The 21,267-nt window shown below is 66.3% G+C and carries 17 protein-coding genes; 12 read left to right on the top strand and 5 right to left on the bottom strand.

Annotated elements, in window-relative coordinates:
- Positions 1–18 precede the first annotated feature (18 nt).
- A complete protein-coding gene (locus DMX10_RS02410; protein ID WP_111259607.1) occupies positions 19–1,227 on the bottom strand; it encodes an EAL domain-containing protein in 1,209 nt (402 codons plus the stop codon).
- A 167-nt stretch (positions 1,228–1,394) separates the two neighbouring features.
- On the opposite strand from DMX10_RS02410, the gene DMX10_RS02405 reads away from it, so the two are divergent.
- The 3 genes from DMX10_RS02405 to DMX10_RS02395 all read left to right on the top strand — a co-directional run bounded on the left by DMX10_RS02405 (position 1,395) and on the right by DMX10_RS02395 (position 5,664).
- Positions 1,395–2,030, top strand: a complete 636-nt coding sequence (locus DMX10_RS02405) for a response regulator (protein WP_111259606.1) — start codon at positions 1,395–1,397, stop codon at positions 2,028–2,030.
- Positions 2,031–2,206: 176 nt separating this feature from the next.
- Positions 2,207–2,941 carry a molecular chaperone gene (locus DMX10_RS02400; RefSeq protein WP_111259605.1) on the top strand — a complete coding sequence of 245 codons (735 nt, stop codon included), beginning with the start codon at positions 2,207–2,209 and terminating at the stop codon, positions 2,939–2,941.
- A gap of 167 nt (positions 2,942–3,108) precedes the next feature.
- Positions 3,109–5,664 carry a fimbria/pilus outer membrane usher protein gene (locus tag DMX10_RS02395; protein WP_236208548.1) on the top strand — a complete coding sequence of 852 codons (2,556 nt, stop codon included), beginning with the start codon at positions 3,109–3,111 and terminating at the stop codon, positions 5,662–5,664.
- Positions 5,665–6,009: 345 nt separating this feature from the next.
- Here the strand turns inward: DMX10_RS02395 and DMX10_RS02390 are convergent, their stop codons facing one another.
- Positions 6,010–6,318 carry a hypothetical protein gene (locus tag DMX10_RS02390; protein WP_111259603.1) on the bottom strand — a complete coding sequence of 103 codons (309 nt, stop codon included), beginning with the start codon at positions 6,316–6,318 and terminating at the stop codon, positions 6,010–6,012.
- A gap of 532 nt (positions 6,319–6,850) precedes the next feature.
- Here DMX10_RS02390 and DMX10_RS02385 point away from each other — a divergent pair.
- Positions 6,851–7,228, top strand: coding sequence for an NUDIX hydrolase (locus tag DMX10_RS02385; protein WP_111259602.1), 378 nt, complete (start codon positions 6,851–6,853; stop codon positions 7,226–7,228).
- Between the two features lie 249 nt (positions 7,229–7,477).
- Here DMX10_RS02385 and gbcA read toward each other — a convergent pair whose 3' ends face one another.
- Complete coding sequence (gene gbcA, locus DMX10_RS02380) at positions 7,478–8,767, bottom strand: glycine-betaine demethylase subunit GbcA (RefSeq protein WP_111259601.1); 1,290 nt, start codon at positions 8,765–8,767, stop codon at positions 7,478–7,480.
- Between the two features lie 348 nt (positions 8,768–9,115).
- On the opposite strand from gbcA, the gene gbcB reads away from it, so the two are divergent.
- On the top strand, positions 9,116–10,219 hold the full coding sequence (gene gbcB / locus DMX10_RS02375) for a glycine-betaine demethylase subunit GbcB (protein ID WP_111259600.1): 1,104 nt from the start codon (positions 9,116–9,118) through the stop codon (positions 10,217–10,219).
- A gap of 806 nt (positions 10,220–11,025) precedes the next feature.
- Here the strand turns inward: gbcB and DMX10_RS02370 are convergent.
- The gene (locus tag DMX10_RS02370) at positions 11,026–12,069 is read right to left on the bottom strand and encodes a low specificity L-threonine aldolase (RefSeq protein ID WP_111259599.1); all 1,044 of its coding nucleotides are present in this window, start codon (positions 12,067–12,069) and stop codon (positions 11,026–11,028) included.
- Positions 12,070–12,302: 233 nt separating this feature from the next.
- On the opposite strand from DMX10_RS02370, the gene DMX10_RS02365 reads away from it, so the two are divergent.
- Positions 12,303–12,602: a hypothetical protein gene (locus tag DMX10_RS02365; RefSeq protein WP_111259598.1), complete on the top strand. Its 300-nt coding sequence runs from the start codon at positions 12,303–12,305 to the stop codon at positions 12,600–12,602.
- 167 nt (positions 12,603–12,769) lie between these two features.
- Here DMX10_RS02365 and DMX10_RS02360 read toward each other — a convergent pair whose 3' ends face one another.
- Complete coding sequence (locus tag DMX10_RS02360) at positions 12,770–13,075, bottom strand: NIPSNAP family protein (protein WP_111259597.1); 306 nt, start codon at positions 13,073–13,075, stop codon at positions 12,770–12,772.
- A 504-nt stretch (positions 13,076–13,579) separates the two neighbouring features.
- On the opposite strand from DMX10_RS02360, the gene glyA reads away from it, so the two are divergent.
- From glyA to purU, 6 genes are all read left to right on the top strand, one after another.
- Positions 13,580–14,833, top strand: coding sequence for a serine hydroxymethyltransferase (gene glyA / locus DMX10_RS02355; RefSeq protein ID WP_111259596.1), 1,254 nt, complete (start codon positions 13,580–13,582; stop codon positions 14,831–14,833).
- Positions 14,834–14,848: 15 nt separating this feature from the next.
- Entirely contained in the window at positions 14,849–16,099 is a 1,251-nt protein-coding gene (locus DMX10_RS02350) for a sarcosine oxidase subunit beta family protein (RefSeq protein ID WP_111259595.1), read from the top strand.
- An 11-nt stretch (positions 16,100–16,110) separates the two neighbouring features.
- Positions 16,111–16,437: a sarcosine oxidase subunit delta gene (locus tag DMX10_RS02345; protein ID WP_111259594.1), complete on the top strand. Its 327-nt coding sequence runs from the start codon at positions 16,111–16,113 to the stop codon at positions 16,435–16,437.
- Positions 16,434–19,454 (top strand): sarcosine oxidase subunit alpha, encoded by a 3,021-nt coding sequence (locus DMX10_RS02340; RefSeq protein WP_111259593.1) that lies wholly within the window; start codon positions 16,434–16,436, stop codon positions 19,452–19,454. Before DMX10_RS02345 ends, DMX10_RS02340 begins: the two co-directional genes overlap by 4 nt.
- A gap of 57 nt (positions 19,455–19,511) precedes the next feature.
- Positions 19,512–20,153 carry a sarcosine oxidase subunit gamma gene (locus tag DMX10_RS02335; protein WP_111259592.1) on the top strand — a complete coding sequence of 214 codons (642 nt, stop codon included), beginning with the start codon at positions 19,512–19,514 and terminating at the stop codon, positions 20,151–20,153.
- Positions 20,154–20,262: 109 nt separating this feature from the next.
- Positions 20,263–21,120, top strand: a complete 858-nt coding sequence (gene purU / locus DMX10_RS02330; RefSeq protein ID WP_111259591.1) for a formyltetrahydrofolate deformylase — start codon at positions 20,263–20,265, stop codon at positions 21,118–21,120.
- Positions 21,121–21,267 lie beyond the last annotated feature (147 nt).

The raw sequence follows: 21,267 nt of genomic DNA, 5'->3' as shown, positions 1-21,267 counted from the left end.
CGAAGGCGGAGCCTGGGGTCAGGACGGCAGCCGGGTGGCCGCCGGTGGGCGGGCATCGCCGATCCATCGACGGAAGGCCGACCCATCCATGGGCCGGGCGAAGTGGTAGCCCTGGGCCTGGACGCAACCCAGCTCCATCAACAGTGTCTTCTGCTCCAGGGTCTCCACGCCTTCGACCACCAGGGAAATACCCATCGCCTCGGCCAGGGTCACGCTGCTGCGGATGACTGCGCCGCAGCGGGGCTGGCTGTGCAGCTTGCGGATGAACGAGGCGTCGAGCTTGATCTGGCTGAAGGGCAGCGCGCACAGCCGGTCGAGCGAGGAGTAGCCGGCACCGAAATCGTCCATGGCCAGGCCACAACCCATCAGGCGCAGGCGCACGAGGTTCTCCAGGCTGGTGGCCGGGGCGCGCAGCAGGCCCGTCTCGGTCACCTCGAAGGTCAGCCCCTCGCCGGGCAGGCCGCTGTCCATCAGGCGCCGGGCCACCCGCTCGACCATCTGCCGGTCGCCCAGCTGGATGGGCTGGATGTTGATGGCCAGCTCGACCTGCCGACCCTCTTGCGCCAGTTCCTGCTGCACCGCCAGCCCCTGGTCCAGCAATCGCCAGAACAGGCGGTCCACCAGGCCGCTGGCCTCCATCTGCGGCAGGAACTGTGCCGGTGACAGGACGCCGTGCTGGGGGTGACGCCAGCGAGCGAGCATCTCGGCGCCACGCAACGCACCGTCGCGCATGTCGACCTTGGGCTGGAACCACGCTTCGAACTCGTCGCGTTCGAAGCCTTCGGCTATTTCCGCCAGGGACGGCAATTCGATCACTTCGGGGGATGCGGGCAACTGCTCCTGCTCGGGCGCGAAGCCGCGCAGCAGGCGGGTAGCCCGGTTGATGTCGAACGGCTTGCCAAGATCGCCGAGGAATTCCACGCCGAGGCAGCGGATCATCGAGATGGTGGCCTGGCGCAGCACCGGCTCGACCGCGCTGGCGAGCATCACCGCGCGCAACAGGCCCCGCTGGCTGGCATGGCGGAGGAAGGCCAGGCCGTCCATGCCGGCCATGCGCAGGTCACAGAGCACGATGTCGACACCGCCGCAGGCTTGTAGCATGGCCAGCGCCTGGTCGCCGTCCTCCGCTCCCTGGATCCGGTCCAGACCCATTCTCTCCAGTGCGGCTATCGCCAGCAGGCGCTGGAAGGGTTCGTCTTCCAGCACCAGAATGCTTATGTTCTTCATCGGGTTTCGCTCGGCAGATTTGTGATGCCGGTCACGTTACTTAGGAGGCTCGGCAACGAGCTAGGCGAAGATTCCCGGAAACTTGTAGGAAATTTCATCAGTGCTTGGGCGTGGCCATGGTTGCCGTGCTTCGGCGTCGAGCCCGCGTCGCCCCAGAAGAGACCGACATGAGAAGTGCCCTGATAGTCGACGATCACCCCGTCATCCGCCTCGCCGTGCGCATGCTGCTGGAACGCAATGGCATCCAGGTGCTTGCGGAGACGGACAACGGTGTCGATGCGCTGCAACTGATCCGCCAGCACGAGCCCGACATCGTCATCCTCGATATCGGCATTCCGCGCCTGGACGGGCTCAAGGTGATCGCGCGCATCCGCGCCCTGGGACTGGACAGCCATGTGCTGGTGCTCACGTCGCAACCCGCCGAGAGCTTCTGCCAGCGCTGCATGCAGGCTGGCGCCAAGGGATTCGTCAGCAAGGAAGAGGACCTGCAGAACCTCGTCATCGCGATCAACTCGATCAGCGCGGGGTTTTCCTTCTACCCGGCCGATGCGTTGCAGGCGGGCCAGGCCGCGCTGACCAGCGAGGCCGAGCTGGTCGCACGTCTGTCCAACCAGGAGCTGATGGTGCTGCAGTACCTGGCGTCGGGCCTCTCCAACAAGCAGATCGGCGACCTGATGCTGCTCAGCAACAAGACCGTCAGTACCTACAAGAGCCGCATCCAGCAGAAGCTCAACCTCGGCTCGTTGCTGGAGCTGATCGAATTCGCCCGGCGCAACGACCTGGCCAACAGCACCGCTTCCTAGCCGGGGTCCTTCCCTGGCGCTCGATGCCGGATGGCGGGTGTGTCGCTCGATATCATCCTCCCCCGGGAAAAGGCGCGCCGCCACTGCGGCCTTCGTTCCCGCCTTCCCCGCCACGAATCAGGATCAATCGCCACCCGCCCGGCCCGCCCCGGGCGGCGGCCATTCAGGAAAAACCGATGCATCCCACCGCCAGGATCACCCGATTGATCGCCGCACTCTTCATCGCCACCTTCCTGCCGAGCGTGCAGGCCGGCATGGTGGTGAACGGCACCCGCTTCATCTATCCCGCCAAGCAGCAGGAAATCAGCGTACGGGTGAGCAACGACGGTACGCAGCCTTCCCTGGCGCAGGCCTGGATCGATCGCGGCGATCCGTCGAGCAAGCCGGACCAGGCCGATGCGCCCTTCTTGCTCACGCCGCCGATCTTCCGCCTCGACCCGGGCAAGGGGCAGAGCCTGCGCCTGGCGTTCACGGGCGAGGCGCTGCCCACTGACCGCGAGACGGTGTTCTGGCTCAACCTCCTGGATGTCCCGCCACAACCTGCGGCGGACAGCGGCAACTCCATGCAGTTCGCCATCCGCACCCGCCTGAAACTCTTCTATCGACCGTCCGGCTTGCCGGGCAGCGCGTCCGGAGCGGCCCAGCAGATCAGCTGGCGGCTGGTGCAGAACGGCGCGCAAAGCGTGCTGCGAGCGAGCAACCCCAGCGCCTTCCATGTGTCGTTCAGCGACGTCTCGCTGAATGTCGGCGGGCGGGCGCACGAGGCTGGCGATGGGATGGTGCCGCCGCTCGGCAGTCGCGACTTCCCTCTGTCGGGCACGGTGCAACGGGGAACGGCCGCCAAGGTGGTGACGAAGTGGATCAACGACTACGGCTCGTCCATTGGGCACGAGGCGAGGCTGGAGCCGTGAGCAGGCGGCTCGTGCGCGCAAGGCGCTGATGCCGCTCGATCGTTCGCGCGCCATTCATCGATGCGCCAGGTACGACTATGAAAGCTCTTTCAGACAGGTATCGGGGATCGTCTACGCGTGGCACCCGCAGGGTGCGTCTCGCACCCCGTGTGGGACGGCTCAAGGTCATGGCCGTGGCCCTTGCCGCCTCCCTGGCGCTCAGCGACTGGAACCAGGTGGACGCGGACGAAGCGGTTTCCCCGGCCCGTTATGCCGTCTTCAACCCGGCGTTCTTCGGTAGCGGTGCTGAAGAGGCCGTCGACCTGTCGCGCTTCGCCAACGCAAACGCCCTGCCTCCTGGCACCTATCTCCTGGATATCTACGTCAACCAGACCTGGAAGGGGCGGCACGAGTTGCGGGTGCTCAGCGAAGGCGAGGGCGCTGCGCTCATCCAGCGCTACTGCTTCAAGCCCGAGCACGTCGGCACCTTCGGCATCGAGCTGGCGAACCTGCCGGACCCTCAGGCCGCACGGCAATCGATTACGGACAACGAGGATTGCATCGAGCTCGATCGCCTGGTGCCGCAGGCGCAGGTCGAGGTCGATCTGTCCGAGCTGAGCGCCCACCTGAGCATCCCGCAGGCCTATCTGGGGCGACAGGCACGCGGGCAAGTGGACCCCCGTGACTGGGATGCCGGCGTCACGGCCGGCTTCATCGGCTACAACGCCAGCGGCTACCGCAGCCACAGCGGCGGCATTGGTTCGAACCAGCTGTCCCTGGGCCTCAACAACGGCATCAACATCGGTGAGTGGCGCCTGCGCTCCAATGGCTACTACAACCGCTCCAGCCAGGATGGCGGCCCTACCCGCAGCCACTACAGCAACGCCAGCACCTATGCCCAGCGCGACCTCACCGGCCTGCGCTCGCAGCTCACGGTCGGCGACTACTACACGCCTGGCGAGCTGTTCGAGAGCGTACCTTTCAGAGGCGTGCAGATCAGTTCCGACGACCGCATGCTCCCCGACTCCCAGCGCGGCTTCGCTCCCGTGATCCGTGGCGTGGCGGAAACCAACGCCAAGGTCACCGTGCGCCAGGGGCAATCGGTGCTTTACGAGGCGACGGTGGCCCCCGGGCCCTTCGCCATCGATGACCTCTACGACTCGGGTTACTCCGGAGACATCGAGGTGACGGTGACCGAGGCCGATGGCCGCCAGCGTTCCTTCGTCGTGCCCTACGCCTCGGTGGCGCAGTTGCTGCGCCCTGGTGTATCGCGTTTCAGCGTGACTGCCGGCGAGTACCGGGACCGTGGCCTGGACGCATCGCCGAAGTTCGTCATGGGCACCTACCAGCGCGGTGTGACCAACGCCTTCACCGGCTACCTGGGCAGCATCGTGGCCGAAAAGTACATGGCCGCCCAGGGCGGTGTCGCGATCAGCACCGGGCTGGGGGCCGTCGCGTTCGATGTCACCCGCTCGCATGTCACCGAGCGTCCCGTCGCCGACTCCGCCCCCAGGAGCGGCCAAAGCTACCGGGTCACCTACAGCAAGCTCCTGGACAGCACCCAGACCAACTTCACCCTGGCTGCCTACCGCTTCTCCAGCGAGGGATATCTCGAGTTCGGCGACTACGCGCAGTCCGTCGGCAACCCCGAAAGCCGTCTCTACCGCCAGCGCAGCCGACTGCAAGCCAACATCAGCCAGCCCCTGGGGGCCAACTTCGGCAGCCTTTACCTGAGCGGTTCGGCGCAGAACTACTGGAACGCCGGGCAGCGCAGCGACATGACCTTCCAGGCTGGCTACTCCAACGGCTTCAACTGGGGAACCATGAGCACCTCCGCAGGCCGGACGCGCATGGGCTCGGGGTACGAGAACCAGTACCTGCTGTCATTCAGCGTGCCCCTGGGGCGTGATGTGCGCTCGCCCTTCCTCAGTAGCTCGGTCAGCCAAGCCGGCAAGCGCAACAACATCCAGGCCAGCCTCAGCGGTGTCGCGGGCGAGCGCTCGCAGATGAACTACAGCCTCTACGGCTCGCGCAGCAGTGACCAGGGCGACCGCTCCAGCAACGCCGGTGGCAGCGTCCACTACTTCGCACCGGCGGCGTCGCTCAACGCCAGCTACAGCGAGGGCACCGGTTACCGCCAGCAGAGCGTCGGCATCGGTGGCAGCCTGGTGGCCCACCCGGGTGGGATCAACTTCACCCAGAGCCAGAGCGAAACCTTTGCCGTCATCGAGGCCAAGGGGGCGGAAGGCGCCTATGTCAGCAACGACATGAGCGCCCGTGTCGGCAGCAACGGTTACGCAGTGGTCGGCGGCCTCGCCCCCTACCGCCACAACCAGGTCGTGATCGACCCGGTCGGTACCCTGCGCAACGTCGAGCTGCAGATCACCGAGCAGGCAGTGGCCCCGCGCCATGGCGCCGTGGTGATGCTCAGCTACCCGACCATCACTGGCGTGCCGGTGTTGCTGCGCATCCTTCGCGAAGATGGCCAGATCCCGCCGCTGGGCTCAGACGTCATCGATGACCAGGGTGTGTCCCTGGCCATGGTGGGGCAGGGAGGCCGGGCATTCCTGCGCGGGCTCGCGCGTGAGGGCGTGCTGATCGTGCGTTGGGGCGAGGGGCCGGACAAGGCCTGTCGGGTCGACTACCAACTGCCGGAGCAGGACCCGGACGACCCCAGCTACCAACAGGTCGAGGTGCGCTGCGTCACGCTCGGTGGGCGGACCGAGATCGCGCTAGCCGAATGATCTTGCCGGCCGTGCGGCTCGCCATGCATTGGCGCGGGCGCTCGGACCGGTGCTGATGCGTCCCTGGCCGGCACGCGATCCCTCACACCTGGGCTTCCGAGTCGGCGGCCTCGCCGCTCGATCGCAGGCTCGCCAGTCTTCATTGCGCCCCATGGATCATCCCGCTCGGTCTCGACCGGCGTGCAAGCGGGCATGGCCCTGCAGGTCGATGGCCGCAGGCTCCAGCTCTCGCGCCAGCTTGCTGGTCGATCGAGCGAATCCTTGCCGCCATGCACGATCCCGTGCGATGGCGGCTCGCAGTGCCGCGTACCGGATAGGCATTCGTGGTGTGCTCGACATGCGGCCTCAGTTGTAGACCACCGTGATGATCCCGGCGTCGCCCGTGCGGGAGGCGATGCTGGTCATGCTCACCGAGCTGGTTTCACCCAGGCCTGCGCAATGGCCTCGCCCGCGGGGCTCCGATCGGCCGATGGGGCTGAGGCCGCTGCGGCGTCCTACATGTTCGAGCCAGGTGCTTGTAGGGGTATCGCAAAGGTCCTTGCAGATGCTTCCTACGAAAGTGATCTGCCCCAGGGCCGCTGGCGCGTTTTCCGCTTGGGCCAGGCCGGCGACGCAGATGAGGGCGAGGAGGGGAATAGTCAGTAGTCGTTTCATCTCAGCACTCCTTACAGGCTGAACTGAGTAAAAATCAGATGGCTCCTACGATCCACACTTTGGCGATCCGGATTTTTTGTAGGTTCTAACTGTAGGAGCCTGATGGTTTCGCATTATCCCGGTCCTTTGGCGCCAGGCTGTGAACCCGGTCCGGTTCGGTGGTGAGTCGGACTAATCCGACCTACAAACTTCCTCGTGACACGTGGGATACTCCACTATCCGCCTCGCAGAAATTTCCGTCGGGCTTCCGGTCTTTCTGCGCATCCACCCCTCGTTTCCTGCCGGCTTCTTGCGGGTGTCTTCACCCGAACCACGTGGCGGATTCGCCTGCCACGGTGAATAGACCGGGAATCTTCCCCGGAATGTCCTGTTCCAAGTTTCTGCGCGAGGCAGATATCGCCAAGGGCGCCTAACGTTAGATACAGGCGCGTCCTCGTGTGGGGGCCGGCCATGTCTGGCCCCCTTCTTGCCTTGGTTACGAGGGTTTTCGTGGCCGTTCCGGTCTTTCAACGCAGTGGCAGGGGGTGAGCAGATGGGCAGGGCAATCAAAGAACGGGCGACCGTCATCTGCCGCATGGAAGACAAGATTCTCTTCGTGCGCAAACCCAGGTCGAAGTGGACGTTGCCAGGCGGCCGGATCGAGGCGGACGAAGCGCCCGGGCAGGCGGCGTTCCGCGAACTGGTGGAGGAGACCGGGCTCGCGCTCGAGACCCTCGACTACATCGCGCCCCTGGAGCTTTACACGACCCTTCACTACGTTTTCGAAGCGCCGATGCCGGCATCCCAGCAGCCCACGCCGCTGAACGAGATCGCCGACTGCCGCTGGTTCTCCGTCGAGGACCTGGGCAAGCGCAGCATCAACAAGGCCATCCGCCGCCTGCTCAAGACCTGCCAGCGGCCAGGCGCATAGGCTCACGCCATCCGAGAAGCTCTCTCGCGCCTGCTCCGTGCCGGTTTCCCGGGCTGAGACCCGGGCCATGGTGGCCTGGCGTGCGGGACCTGGGCAAAAAAAGCCCCCGCCAGGGCCGACGACCTGGTGGGGGCGAGGGTGTCCCTTGCGGGACCTCAGTGTGTTGCCTCGGGGCGCCGTCCCTTGCGACAGGCCAGCGCCGTGTAGAGGGTGAGCAGCAGGACGAACCCCAGGCTCAGGCTCATCGCCTTATTCGCCGACCTGGCGCAAGCGAGTGGCGGGGACGTCGCCCAGGTTGTTGAGCAGGCGCTCGCTGTACCAGTCGAGGAAATTGATCACGCCGAACTCGTAGGTCTTGGAGTAGGGCCCCGGCTGATAGGCGGTGGAATTGATCCCGCGCTGGTTCTCCTCGGCGAGGCGACGGTCCTGGTCGTTGGTCGCGTCCCACACCTCGCGCAGGCGCGCCACGTCGTAGTCCACGCCTTCCACCGCGTCCTTGTGCACCAGCCACTTGGTGGTGACCATGGTTTCCTGCGGGCCGATGGGCCACACGGTGAAGACGATCATGTGATCGCCCATGCAGTGGTTCCAGGAGTGCGGCAGGTGGAGGATGCGCATGGAGCCCAGGTCCGGGTTCTGGATGCGCCCCATGAGTTTCTTGCTGCCCTGCTTGCCGTCCATGGTCATGGACACGGTGCCCTGCAGCAGCGGCATGCGCACGATGCGGTTGCGCAGGCCGAAGCTGGCGTGGGCATAGGGGATCTTCTCGGCGTCCCAGGCGGTGGTGCAGGCGGCTACCTGGTCCTTGAAGGCCTGGCTGGCACGCGGGTCGGTGACGTCGTCCCACTCCAGCAGGGTGTTGAGCAGCTCGGGGTGCGAGCCGTTGCAGTGGTAGCACTCGCGGTTGTTCTCGATCACCAGCTTCCAGTTGGCCTTTTCCATCAGGGTGGTCTGGACGGCCACCTTGGTGTTCTCCATGTCGTACGGCTCCATGTAATGGGCCAGGGTGGAGAGGAAGTCGTCGATGGCCGGCGGGTTCTCGGCCAGGGAGATGAAGATGTAGCCACCGGCGGTCTTCACCTTCACCGGCTTGAGGCTGTAGTCCTTCAGGTCGAAGTCGGCACCCATCTCGGTGCCGGCGAACAGCAGGCGGCCGTCCAGCTCGTAGGTCCACTGGTGGTAGGGGCAGACCAGCTTGGCGACCTTGCCCTTGTCGCTGACGCACAGGCGCGAGCCGCGGTGGCGGCAGACGTTGTGGAAGGCATGCACCTGCCCCTCGGCGCCGCGCAGCACGATGATCGGGTTGTCGCCGATCTGCAGGGTCAGGTAGTTGCCCTTGGCGGGGATCTCGCAGGTCATGCCGGCGATCAGCCACTCCTTGTGGAAGATCTCCTGCATGTCGATCTGGAACAGGCGCTCGTCGTTGTAGAACGGCTGCGGCAGGGAAAAGCTGTGGTCGCGCTCGCGGAGCATCTCGGCGGTGGCCTTGCGCGCCGGGTCCAGCGGATCGCCCAGACTCAGGGTGGAAGTGATATCCATCGTTGACTCCTCAGTGGCGGGGCGCGCTGGGCGGCCTCCGCGAAAATGGCTTTCGGTCGTGACGCAAGGCGGCTTCACCTCCCCTTCCGACGCCGCCGATAGCGCGCTGATAGAGGGGGGAATGTCGCTCGTTTGCTTGTGTTCGGCTGGGGCTGAGTGTGGCGTCGGGGACTGACCCGACCTTATCCATGGACGACACGGCCACATCCGTTTCCGACTCCGCAGCCCTTGGCGTTGCTGGCAGGTCGCGATAAGCATGTGAATGTCGCTGGCAGGTAAGTGGGCGCTTTTTCGCTTACGCAGAATCCGCTCCATTGGGGCCGATTTCCGGCCGCGCGGAGATGCGTTATGAGCAGCAACAGCTTCCTGAATCCGGTGACGACACAGACCTGGGCCAACGGCCGTCATCTGATGCGCTGCGTGAAGGTCATCCAGGAGACCTGGGATGTGCGCACCTTCTGCTTCATGGCCGATCAGCCGATGGTGTTCTTCTTCAAGCCCGGGCAGTTCGTGACCCTGGAGCTGGAGATCGACGGCCTGCCGATCATGCGCTCCTACACCATCTCCAGCTCGCCGTCGGTGCCCTACAGCTTCTCCATCACCATCAAGCGCGTGCCGGGTGGCAAGGTCTCCAACTGGCTGCACGACAACCTCAAGGAAGGCGACGTCATCCCGGTGCATGGCCCGGTCGGCCTGTTCAACGCCATCGACTTCCCGGCCGACAAGGTGCTCTACCTCTCCGGCGGCGTCGGCATCACCCCGGTGATGTCCATGGCGCGCTGGTTCTTCGACACCAACGCCAACGTCGACATGGTCTTCGTCCACAGCGCGCGCACGCCGAAGGACATCATCTACCACCGCGAGCTGCGCCACATGGCCTCGCGCGTCGGCAACTTCAAGCTGCACCTGGTCTGCGAGAAGTACGACATCGGCGAGACCTGGTCCGGCTATCGCGGCTACCTCAGCCAGCCGATGCTGCAATTGATCGCGCCGGACTTCATGGAGCGCGAGATCTTCTGCTGCGGCCCCACCCCCTACATGAGCGCGGTCAAGCGCCTGCTCGAAGCCAACGGCTTCGACATGCAGCGTTACCACGAGGAGGCCTTCGGCCCCACCCCGCCGGAAATCCGCGCCGAGGTGAAGGAGCATGCGGCCGAAGCGGCGGAGGCACCGGCGGTGCCGGCGGCCGACCTCAACCTGGTGGAGTTCACCAGCACCGGCAAGAGCATCCGCGTGGCGCCGGGCGAGACCGTGCACACCGCCGCCGCCAAGCTCGGCCTGCATATCCCCAAGGCCTGCGGCATGGGCATCTGTGGCACCTGCAAGGTCATGAAGACCGCGGGTGACGTGGAGATGGAGCACAACGGCGGTATCACCGACGACGACGTCGCCGAGGGCTACATCCTCTCCTGCTGCAGCGTGCCCAAGGGTGATGTCGCCATCGACTATTGATCAGTAACTGATCGATCGCCCGCAGGCCCCGGCACGTGGGGCCCCTGGCGTTTGGCGAACAGCTTGTCCACAGGCTGGTGCACGGCTTCTGTGGGTTTGTCACCAGGCTCCGAGGCCCGGCTGGCAAGGGCTCGGCAGCGAGCGGGGCGTTGATCAAGGATTGACCGCTCGCCTGTATCCACCGTGGGGCGGGCGATGCGGCGGGTTATGCACAGGCAGGCCACAGCTCCTTGCACAGAGGCTGTGCACAAGATCGCCGCCATCCCCATGAAATCGTTCGATAAATAGCCTGAAAGCCACGCCCCACGGGGCGCAAGGCATCCAGGCGACGCTGCACAGCTTGTCCACAGAAGCCTCCACCGCAGCAGGGGACAAATTCAGGCATGGCGTTGCCAGACTGCGTGTGTCGCATCCGGGCTGCCCCAGGCGCCACGCGGCCTACAGCGCTGCTCATTATCTGATCGATTCCCTGCAGCGGACGTATCCCGTGGCCTGTGGCAGTTTATCCACAGGTTGCCTACAGATCGCCGCACAGAAATTGTGTGCCGAATATTCATAACGCTCTGAATACGCTCATAAAACGACCTGTTCTACACAGATGGCGCCCTGCCTGGCGCCTGGCCGTCGCTCTACAGCTTGTCCACAGGGTGATGCACTGAAATCGAGGATAAGCCGCCGCCTGAGGATATCTCCGGCGGAACCTCATCCGGGGTGTGCGACGGGTGCGTGGGAGGCGCCCGGTTTCGCAGGGCGCCTCGAACGGAAGGAAAGGAGCGCGGCCCGGGGTTCCAGGCCGGAGGGACGTGTCAGGTGTTGGCCATGGCGGCGCGGATGTCGGCAGCGAGCTCGCGCACGCGGTCCTTCTCGGTGTCCCAGGAGCACATGAAGCGCGCGCCGCCGGCCCCGATGAAGGTGTAGAAGCGCCAGTTGCGGGCGCGCAGGTAGTCCAGCGCCGGCTCGGACATCTGCAGGAACACGCCGTTGGCCTCCACCGGGAACATCAGGCTCACACCCGGCACGTCCGCCACCAGTTCGGCCAGCAGTTGGGCACAGCTGTTGGCGTGCCGGGAATAATGCATCCAGGCATCGTCCTGCAGCAGGCCGACCCAGGGAGCGGAAAGGAAGCGCATCTTCGAGGCCAGCTGGCCGGCCTGCTTGCAGCGGTAGTCGAAGTCCTCGGCCAGCTCGTGGTTGAAGAACAGGATGGCCTCGCCCACTGCCATGCCGTTCTTGGTGCCGCCGAAGCACAGCACGTCGACGCCGGCCTTCCAGGTCAGCTCCGCCGGGGTGCAGCCGAGGAAGGCGCAGGCGTTGGAGAAGCGCGCACCGTCCATGTGCAGGCGCAGGCCCAGCTCCTTGCACACGGCACTGATCGCGCGCACTTCCTCCGGCCGGTACACGGTGCCCACTTCGGTGGCCTGGGTCAGCGTCACCACGCGCGGCTTGGGGTAGTGGATGTCCTGGCGCTTGAGGGCGATCTCGCGCACCGCCTCGGGCGTCAGCTTGCCCTGCTCGGTGCGGGCCAGCAGCAGCTTGGAGCCGTTGGAGAAGAACTCCGGCGCGCCGCATTCGTCGGTTTCCACGTGGGCCGTCTCGGAGCAGATCACGCTGTGGTAGCTCTGGCACATCGACGCGAGGGCCAGGGAGTTGGCGGCGGTGCCGTTGAAGGCGAAGAACACTTCGCAATCGGTCTCGAACAGCTGGCGGAAGTGATCGGCGGCGCGCGCCGTCCACTGGTCGTCGCCATAGGCGCGCTCGTGGCCACGGTTGGCCTCGGCCATGGCGGCCCAGACTTCGGGGCAGATGCCCGAATAGTTGTCGCTGGCGAATTGCTGGGTCTGGTCGGTCATCTCGGGTCCTTGGTCCTGTCGCCCGGGTCCCCGGGAGGGGCAGGCGGATGGGAACTAACTTTACGACAGGATGGACGCCCGCAAATGACTCCAGGCGACATCCTTTTTAAACCAGGCGCTGTCCCCGGTCCGGTGCCGGGGATGCCGGGAGGAACTCGCCGGGGTCTTTGCCGCTCACAACATAACCGTGCCTGCACGGGGACGGACCTTGCCATCAATGAGGAGTGTCACAGATGCGCTATCCCTACCTGATCGCCCTTGCCGCACCCTGGCTCGTGAGCCTTTGCGCACAGGCAGCCGAATGGCCCGCAGGCGAGCGTGATCATTTCGTCAAGGAGTGCATGGCGGGGGCCCAGGCCCAAGTCAGCGCGGACAAGTTGCAGAAATATTGCGGCTGCGCGGCCGACCGGGTCAGCGCCGAATTCAGCCAGGCCGAGCTGGACGAGCTGAAGGCCCAGAAGACGCCGTTGCCCAAGGCCACCCACGAGCGGCTGCTGAGCGTCACCAACAAGTGCCTCACCCAGCTGAACTGACCCACCGGGCCGCCGGGCCCTGAGCAAAAAAGAGCCAGGCGGCGCCATCCTGCGCCGTGCCTGGCCCTGCGCGTTCGTCGCACAGCTTATCCACAGGGTGGTCCACGGTCTTTGTGGGCGGTTTTCCCTGGGCGTCGCCCGGCTTCGGTCCGGGGGCGAGGGCGTACTCAGCCGAATACCGGACGGAAGAAGCTGCGCTCGTAGCTGAGGATGCAACGGGTTGCCTCGGCATAGCCGAAGGCCGCGATGCACTCGGCGTCCGCCATGGAGCGGGTGCGGTAGTCCTCGTAGGCCGCCAGGCTGGGGAAGCTGAACATCGCCAGGGCGACGTTGTTCGCGCCTTCGGAGGGCAGGAAGTAGCCGTGGTGGGTGCCGCCGAATTTCTCCACCAGGGGAATCCAGAGTTTTCCGTAGTGCTCGAATTCGGCCAGCTTGTACGGATCGATGATGTAGCGCAGGTAGCAGGTGATCATGCAGTTGCTCGTCCAGGCGCGTGCGGAATGCCGCGGGGGAGTCGAAACTATCCACTGCCACCCTCGCTGTCCAGGCGCGTCGCTGTGGGCATCTTCGCCTGCTGCGGGCTGATCGGTTCACGTACAGCCGGTCGAAAGCCCCGTCAATCCTGGCGTTGCGGCATCCACGCACAGCTTGTCCACAGATCGCTGCACAGCTTCTGTGCGTAAGAAATTCGCTAACTGCCTGATATCGCTCAATAAATGCTCGATGGGCCACAGCCTGCATGGGCCCTGGCCGGTAGCGCGGGGTGTACAGCTTATCCACAGCTTGGTCCACGGAAACTGTGGGTGACCGGGTCAGCTGCAAGGATGTTCGATTGCGACCCTTTGCATGTCGCAAACGCATTCTCCCGTGGCGTCCGTAGGCATCTGGCAAGGCAGGGCGAGTCATACCATCGCTGCAAACGGGAAGCCCCCGTACCAAACGACAGGCGCCACCGCAGGCGCGTCAGGAGATCAGCGATGTTCAGCAAGCACGACCAGATCCAGGGCTACGACGACGAACTGTTCAGCGCCATGCAGGAAGAGGAGCGCCGCCAGGAAGACCACATCGAGCTGATCGCCTCCGAGAACTACACCAGCCAGCGGGTGATGCAGGCCCAGGGCAGCGGCCTGACCAACAAGTACGCCGAGGGCTACCCGGGCAAGCGCTACTACGGTGGCTGCGAATACGTCGACAAGGTCGAGCAGCTGGCCATCGACCGCGCCAAGGCCCTGTTCGGCGCCGACTACGCCAACGTCCAGCCGCATTCGGGCTCCTCCGCCAACGCCGCCGTCTACCTGGCGCTGATCAATGCCGGCGACACCATCCTCGGCATGAGCCTGGCCCACGGCGGCCACCTGACCCACGGCGCCAAGGTGTCGTCCTCGGGCAAGCTGTACAACGCCGTGCAGTACGGCATCGACACCCGCACCGGCCTGATCGACTACGACGAAGTCGAGCGCCTGGCCGTGGAGCACAAGCCGAAGATGATCGTCGCCGGCTTCTCCGCCTACTCCAAGACCCTCGACTTCCCGCGCTTCCGCGCCATCGCCGACCAGGTCGGGGCGTTGCTGTTCGTCGACATGGCCCACGTCGCCGGCCTGGTGGCCGCCGGCCTGTACCCGAACCCGCTGCCCTACGCCGACGTGGTCACCACCACCACCCACAAGACCCTGCGCGGCCCGCGCGGCGGCCTGATCCTCGCCCGCAAGAACGAGGAGATCGAGAAGAAACTCAACTCCGCCGTGTTCCCCGGCGCCCAGGGCGGCCCGCTGATGCACGTCATCGCCGGCAAGGCCGTGTGCTTCAAGGAAGCGCTGGAACCCGGCTTCAAGACCTACCAGGCCCAGGTGATCAAGAACGCCCAGGCGATGGCCCGGGTGTTCATCGAGCGTGGCTACGACGTGGTCTCCGGCGGCACCGACAACCACCTGTTCCTGGTCAGCCTGATCAAGCAGGGCCTGACCGGCAAGGACGCCGACGCCGCCCTGGGCCGCGCCGGCATCACCGTGAACAAGAACGCCGTGCCCAACGACCCGCAATCGCCCTTCGTCACCTCCGGCGTGCGCATCGGCACCCCGGCCATCACCACCCGTGGCTTCAAGGAGCCGCAGAGCATCGCGCTGGCCGGCTGGATCTGCGACATCCTCGACCACCTCGGTGACGCCGATGTCGAGGCCCAGGTGGCCAAACAGGTCGCGGCCCTCTGCGCCGATTTCCCCGTGTACCGCTGATCCAGGAGCACGCGCATGCAACGTTATTCCGGCTTCGGCCTGTTCAAGCACTCCCTCAGCCACCACGAGAACTGGCAGCGCATGTGGCGCAACCCCACGCCCAAGCCGGTCTATGACGTGATCGTGGTCGGCGGCGGCGGCCATGGCCTGGCCACGGCCTACTACCTGGCCAAGGAATTCGGCGTGAAGAACGTCGCCGTGGTCGAGAAGGGCTGGCTGGGGGGTGGCAACACTGCGCGCAACACCACCATCGTCCGCTCCAACTACCTGTGGGACGAGTCGGCGCACCTCTACGAGCATGCGATGAAGCTCTGGGAGAACCTCTCCCAGGACCTCAACTACAACGTCATGTACTCCGCCCGTGGCGTCTACAACCTCTGCCACACCCTGCAGGACCTGCGCGACTCCGAGCGCCGCGTGAGCGCCAACCGTCTCAACGGCATCGACGGCGAGCTACTGGACGCCAGGCAGGTGGCCGAGGAGATCCCCTACCTCGACTGCAGCAAGAACACCCGCTACCCGGTCCTGGGCTCCACCGTGCAGCGCCGTGGCGGCGTGGCCCGCCATGACGCCGTGGCCTGGGGCTATGCCCGTGCCGCCGACGCCCTGGGCGTCGACCTGCTGCAGAACACCGAGGTCATCGGCTTCCGCAAACAGGATGGCGTGGTGATCGGCGTCGAGACCAACCGCGGCTTCATCGGCGCCAAGCGCGTCGGCGTGGTCACCGCCGGCAACTCCGGGCACATGGCCAGGCTCGCCGGCTTCCGCCTGCCGCTGGAATCCCACCCGCTGCAGGCGCTGGTGTCCGAGCCGATCAAGCCGGTCATCCACAGCGTGATCATGTCCAACGCCGTGCATGGCTACATCAGCCAGTCCGACAAGGGCGACCTGGTCATCGGCGCCGGCATCGACGGCTACAACGGCTACGGCCAGCGCGGCTCCTACCCCACCATCGAGCACACCCTGCAGGCCATCGTCGAGATGTTCCCGGTGCTCTCGCGCGTGCGCATGAACCGCCAGTGGGGCGGCATCGTCGACACCACCCCCGACGCCTGCCCGATCATCGCCAAGACGCCGGTGAAGAACCTGTTCTTCAACTGCGGCTGGGGCACCGGCGGCTTCAAGGCCACCCCCGGTTCCGGCCACGTGTTCGCGGCGAGCCTGGCCAAGGGCGAGATGCACCCGCTGGCCAAGCCCTTCTCCATCGAACGTTTCCACAACGGCGCACTGATCGACGAGCACGGCGCCGCTGCCGTGGCTCACTAAGGAGACCCGCCATGCTGCACATCTTCTGCCCCCACTGTGGCGAGCTGCGCTCCGAAGAGGAATTCCATGCCAAGGGCCAGGCGCACATCCCGCGCCCGCTGGACCCCAACGCCTGCACCGACGAGCAGTGGGGCGACTACATCTTCTTCCGCGACAACCCGCGCGGCATCCACCACGAGCTGTGGGTGCACGCGGCCGGCTGCCGCAAGTACTTCAACGTCACCCGCCACACCGTGACCTACGAAATCCTCGAGACCTACAAGGTCGGTGAGCGCCCCGCCATCACCGAAGCCGGGACCCAGGAGAAGAAAGCCGTGGACCAAGGAGTAACGGCATGAGCCAGCCCAACCGTCTTTCCAAGGGTGGCCGCATCGACCGCAGCCAGCCCCTGACCTTCACCTTCAACGGGCAGAGCTACCAGGGCTACGCCGGCGACAGCCTGGCCGCCGCGTTGCTGGCCAACGGCGTCGACATCGTCGGCCGCAGCTTCAAGTACTCCCGCCCGCGCGGCATCGTCGCCGCCGGTGCCGAAGAGCCCAACGCCATCCTGCAGATCGGCTCCACGCCCGCCACCCAGGTGCCCAACGTGCGCGCCACCCAGCAGGCGCTCTACGCCGGGCTGGTGGCCGGCAGCACCAATGGCTGGCCGAGCGTCAACACCGACCTGATGGGCATCCTCGGCAAGGTCGGCGGGCAGATGATGCCGCCCGGGTTCTACTACAAGACCTTCATGTACCCGCAGAACCTCTGGCTGACCTACGAGAAGTACATCCGCAAGGCCGCCGGCCTCGGTCGCGCGCCGACCGAGAACGACCCCGACATCTACGACCACATGAACCGCCACTGCGACGTGCTGGTAGTGGGTGCCGGCCCTGCCGGCCTGGCCGCGGCCCTGGCCGCCGGCCGCAGTGGTGCGCGGGTGATCCTCGCCGACGAACAGGAAGAATTCGGCGGCAGCCTGCTCGACACCCGCGAGACCCTCGACGGCAAGCCCGCCGCCGAGTGGGTGGCCCAGGCCATCGCCGAGCTCGAGAAGCTGCCGGAAGTGACCCTGCTGCCGCGCGCCACGGTCAACGGCTACCACGACCACAACTTCCTCACCATCCACCAGCGCCTCACCGATCACCTCGGCGAGACCGCGCCCATGGGCCAGGCGCGCCATCGCGTGCACCGCGTCCGTGCCAGGCGCGTGGTGCTGGCCGCCGGCGCCCACGAGCGCCCGCTGGTGTATTCGAACAACGACGTGCCGGGCAACATGCTCGCCGGCGCCGTCTCCACCTACGTGCGCCGCTACGGCGTGGCGCCGGGCAAGGAGCTGGTGCTGTCCACCAACAACGACTACGCCTACCGCCTGGTGCTGGACTGGCTCGATGCCGGGCAGAAAGTGGTCGCCGTGGCCGACGCCCGCAGCAACCCCCGCGGCGCCTGGGTCGAAGAGGCCCGCGCCCGTGGCGTGCGCATCCTCACCGGCAGCGCCGTGATCGAGGCCCGTGGCAGCAAGCGCGTGACCGGTGCCCGCATCTGCGCCATCGACGTCAAGGCGCACAAGGTCACCAGCCCCGGCGAGGTGGTCGACTGCGACCTGATCGCCAGCTCCGGTGGCTACAGCCCCGTGGTGCACCTGGCCTCCCACCTGGGCGGCAAGCCGACCTGGCGCGAGGGCATCCTGGCCTTCGTGCCGGGCGAGGGCGGCTTCCAGAAGCGCATCTGTGCCGGTGCCGTGAACGGCGTGTTCGCCCTGGGCGACACCCTGGCCGACGGCTTCGAGGCGGGCGCCAAGGCGGCCGCCGAGGCCGGCTTCAAGGACGTGACCGGCACCCTGCCGAAGGCCGAGAAGCGCCACGAGGAGGCCACCCTCGCGCTGTTCCAGGTGCCCCACGACAAGCCCACCGCCCGTGCGCCGAAGCAGTTCGTCGACCTGCAGAACGACGTCACCTCCGCCGGCATCGAGCTGGCCACCCGCGAGGGCTTCGAGTCGGTCGAGCACGTCAAGCGCTACACCGCGCTGGGCTTCGGCACCGACCAGGGCAAGCTGGGCAACATCAACGGCCTGGCCATCGCCGCCCGTTCGCTGGGCATCAGCATCCCGGAAATGGGCACCACCATGTTCCGCCCGAACTACACCCCCGTGGCCTTCGGCGCCGTTGCCGGCCGCCACTGCGGGCACCTGTTCGAGCCCAAGCGCTACACCGCCATGCAGCGCTGGCACCTGGCCAATGGCGCCGAGTTCGAGGACGTCGGCCAGTGGAAGCGCCCCTGGTACTTCCCCAGGAACGGCGAGGACCTGCACGCCGCCGTGGCCCGTGAGTGCAAGGCCGTGCGCGAGAGCGTGGGCATCCTCGATGCGTCCACCCTGGGCAAGATCGACATCCAGGGCCCGGACGCCCGCGAGTTCCTCAATCGCGTCTACACCAACGCCTGGACCAAGCTGGACGTGGGCAAGGCCCGCTACGGCCTGATGTGCAAGGAAGACGGCATGGTGATGGACGACGGCGTGACCGCCTGCCTCGCCGACAACCACTTCCTGATGACCACCACCACCGGCGGTGCCGCGCGCATCTTCGAGTGGCTGGAGATCTACCACCAGACCGAATGGCCGGAGCTCAAGGTGTACTTCACCTCGGTCACCGACCACTGGGCCACCATGACCCTGTCCGGCCCCAACAGCCGCAAGCTGCTGGCCGAGGTCACCGACATCGACCTGGACAAGGACGCCTTCCCCTTCATGAGCTGGAAGGAAGGCCTGGTCGGCGGCGTGCCGGCGCGGGTCTTCCGCATCTCCTTCACCGGCGAGCTGTCCTACGAGGTCAACGTGCAGGCCGACTACGCCGCCGGAGTCTGGGAAAAACTCATCGAGGCCGGCAACAAGTACAACCTCACCCCCTACGGCACCGAGACCATGCACGTGCTGCGGGCCGAGAAGGGCTTCATCATCGTCGGCCAGGACACCGATGGTTCCGTCACGCCGGATGACCTCGACATGGGCTGGGCGGTCGGTCGCAACAAGCCCTTCTCCTGGATCGGCTGGCGCGGCATGAACCGCGAGGACTGCCTGCGCGAAGACCGCAAGCAACTGGTGGGCCTCAAGCCCCTGGACCCGAACAAGGTGCTGCCGGAAGGCTCGCAACTGGTGTTCGACCCGAAGCAGTCGATCCCCATGACCATGGTCGGCCACGTCACCTCCAGCTACATGAGCGCGGCGATGGGCCATTCCTTTGCCCTCGCGGTGGTGCGGGGCGGCCTCAAGCGCATGGGCGAGAAGGTCTTCGCCCCGCTGGCGGACGGCAGCGTGATCGAGGCGGAGATCGTCAGCTCGGTGTTCTACGACCCGAAAGGGGAGCGCCAGAATGTGTGAGCAACGGGCCGAGACCATGGAATTCGACGGTGCCCTCGTGCACCAGGCAGGTGAGAAATGAGCGCAGTGAACGTGTACAAGCAGCGTCCGGACGAACTGGCCGGCGAGTCGCCGCTGTTCCATGCCGGGCTCGACGAGCTGGCCGGCAAGGGCGCCCTGGGCAAGTCCGGCGCTGCCGGCGTCACCCTGCGCGAGAAGAAGCTGCTCGGGCACCTGGTGCTGCGTGGCGACGCCCGTGACCCGGCCTTCGCCGGTGGCGTGCACAAGGCCCTGGGCCTGGAGCTGCCGGTGGCGCTGACCCTGGTGGCCAGCGGCGAGACCTCCCTGCAATGGCTGTCGCCGGACGAGTGGCTGCTGATCCTCCCCCGTGGCGAGGAGTTCGCTGCCGAGCAGCGCCTGCGCGAGGCCCTGTCGGGGCTGCACCACGCGGTGGTCAACGTCAGCGGCGGGCAGACCGTGCTGGAGCTGAGCGGGCCCAAGGTGCGCGAGGTGCTGATGAAGTCCACGCCCTACGACGTGCACCCGAGCAACTTCCCGGTGGGCAAGGCGGTGGGCACCACCTTCGCCAAGTCGCAGCTGGTGATCCGCCACACCGGCGAGGAGACCTGGGAGCTGCTGATCCGCCGCAGCTTCTCCGACTACTTCTGGCTCTGGCTGCAGGACGCCAGTGCCGAGTACGGGCTGGCGATCAAGGCCTGAAGGTTGGGTGGACGATGCCTTTCTCGTCCACCGCAGGACAGCGAAGGTGGATGGGTGAAGCGTCATCCACCCTACGCCCCCGGATAGCGTGGATTACCGAGGTCCCGACATGAGCCGCACCCCCGATACCTGGATCCTCACCGCCCACTGTCCCAGCGTGCTGGGCACCGTGGACGCGGTGACGCGCCTGCTCTACGAGCAGCGCTGCTACGTCACCGAGCACCATTCCTTCGATGACCGGCTCTCCGCGCGCTTCTTCATCCGCATCGAGTTCCGCCAGCCCGACGGCTTCGAGGAGCAGGCCTTCCGCGCCGCCCTGGCCGAGCGCGTGGCGCCCTTCGACATGCAGGTCGAGCTGACCCCGCCGAGCTACCGCGCCAAGGTGGTGCTGATGGTGAGCAAGGCCGACCACTGCCTGAACGACCTGCTCTACCGCCAGCGCATCGGCCAACTGGCCATGGACGTGGTGGCGGTGGTGTCCAACCACCCCGATCTGGAGCCCCTGGCGCGCTGGCACGGCATCCCCTACCACCACTTCCCCCTCGACCCCAACGACAAGCCCGCCCAGGAGCGGCGCGTCCTGCAGGTGATCGAGGAGACCGGCGCCGAACTGGTGGTGCTCGCCCGCTACATGCAGGTGCTGTCCCCCGAGCTGTGCCGGCGCCTGGACGGCTGGGCGATCAACATCCACCACTCGCTGCTGCCCGGCTTCAAGGGCGCCAAGCCGTACCACCAGGCGTACCAGAAGGGCGTCAAGCTGGTGGGGGCCACGGCCCACTACATCAACAACGACCTCGACGAAGGCCCGATCATCGCCCAGGGCGTGGAGCCGGTGGACCACGCCCACTACCCCGAGGACCTGATCGCCAAGGGCCGTGATATCGAGTGCCTGACCCTGGCCAGGGCCGTGGGCCTGCACATCGAGCGCCGGGTGTTCCTCAACGCCAACCGCACCGTGGTGCTCTGAACCAACAGACGCAGCCCGGGAGCGTGCCCGACCCCGGACCGAAGTCCGGGCTACAGCTTTCGGCAGCCGCCCTGCCAAGGTCCATCGGCGGCTCCGGCAACAGACACAAGCTCCAGTACAAGGCCGCGTGGCCCAGGTCGCGCCTTT

It is taken from the genome of Pseudomonas sp. 57B-090624, assembly GCF_003234055.1.
GTDB classification, from domain to species: Bacteria; Pseudomonadota; Gammaproteobacteria; order Pseudomonadales; family Pseudomonadaceae; genus Metapseudomonas; species Metapseudomonas tohonis.
Note: the sequence above shows the minus strand (reverse complement) of the source record. Positions and strands in the feature narration are given on the sequence as shown.

What these genes read in the sequence shown, in the direction of transcription:
- DMX10_RS02410 (WP_111259607.1), bottom strand. Translation starts at nt 1,227, where the DNA reads ATGAAGAACATAAGCATTCTGGTGCTGGAAGACGAACCCTTCCAGCGC.
- DMX10_RS02405 (WP_111259606.1), top strand. Translation starts at nt 1,395, where the DNA reads ATGAGAAGTGCCCTGATAGTCGACGATCACCCCGTCATCCGCCTCGCC.
- DMX10_RS02400 (WP_111259605.1), top strand. Translation starts at nt 2,207, where the DNA reads ATGCATCCCACCGCCAGGATCACCCGATTGATCGCCGCACTCTTCATC.
- DMX10_RS02395 (WP_236208548.1), top strand. Translation starts at nt 3,109, where the DNA reads ATGGCCGTGGCCCTTGCCGCCTCCCTGGCGCTCAGCGACTGGAACCAG.
- DMX10_RS02390 (WP_111259603.1), bottom strand. Translation starts at nt 6,318, where the DNA reads ATGAAACGACTACTGACTATTCCCCTCCTCGCCCTCATCTGCGTCGCC.
- DMX10_RS02385 (WP_111259602.1), top strand. Translation starts at nt 6,851, where the DNA reads ATGGGCAGGGCAATCAAAGAACGGGCGACCGTCATCTGCCGCATGGAA.
- gbcA (WP_111259601.1), bottom strand. Translation starts at nt 8,767, where the DNA reads ATGGATATCACTTCCACCCTGAGTCTGGGCGATCCGCTGGACCCGGCG.
- gbcB (WP_111259600.1), top strand. Translation starts at nt 9,116, where the DNA reads ATGAGCAGCAACAGCTTCCTGAATCCGGTGACGACACAGACCTGGGCC.
- DMX10_RS02370 (WP_111259599.1), bottom strand. Translation starts at nt 12,069, where the DNA reads ATGACCGACCAGACCCAGCAATTCGCCAGCGACAACTATTCGGGCATC.
- DMX10_RS02365 (WP_111259598.1), top strand. Translation starts at nt 12,303, where the DNA reads ATGCGCTATCCCTACCTGATCGCCCTTGCCGCACCCTGGCTCGTGAGC.
- DMX10_RS02360 (WP_111259597.1), bottom strand. Translation starts at nt 13,075, where the DNA reads ATGATCACCTGCTACCTGCGCTACATCATCGATCCGTACAAGCTGGCC.
- glyA (WP_111259596.1), top strand. Translation starts at nt 13,580, where the DNA reads ATGTTCAGCAAGCACGACCAGATCCAGGGCTACGACGACGAACTGTTC.
- DMX10_RS02350 (WP_111259595.1), top strand. Translation starts at nt 14,849, where the DNA reads ATGCAACGTTATTCCGGCTTCGGCCTGTTCAAGCACTCCCTCAGCCAC.
- DMX10_RS02345 (WP_111259594.1), top strand. Translation starts at nt 16,111, where the DNA reads ATGCTGCACATCTTCTGCCCCCACTGTGGCGAGCTGCGCTCCGAAGAG.
- DMX10_RS02340 (WP_111259593.1), top strand. Translation starts at nt 16,434, where the DNA reads ATGAGCCAGCCCAACCGTCTTTCCAAGGGTGGCCGCATCGACCGCAGC.
- DMX10_RS02335 (WP_111259592.1), top strand. Translation starts at nt 19,512, where the DNA reads ATGAGCGCAGTGAACGTGTACAAGCAGCGTCCGGACGAACTGGCCGGC.
- purU (WP_111259591.1), top strand. Translation starts at nt 20,263, where the DNA reads ATGAGCCGCACCCCCGATACCTGGATCCTCACCGCCCACTGTCCCAGC.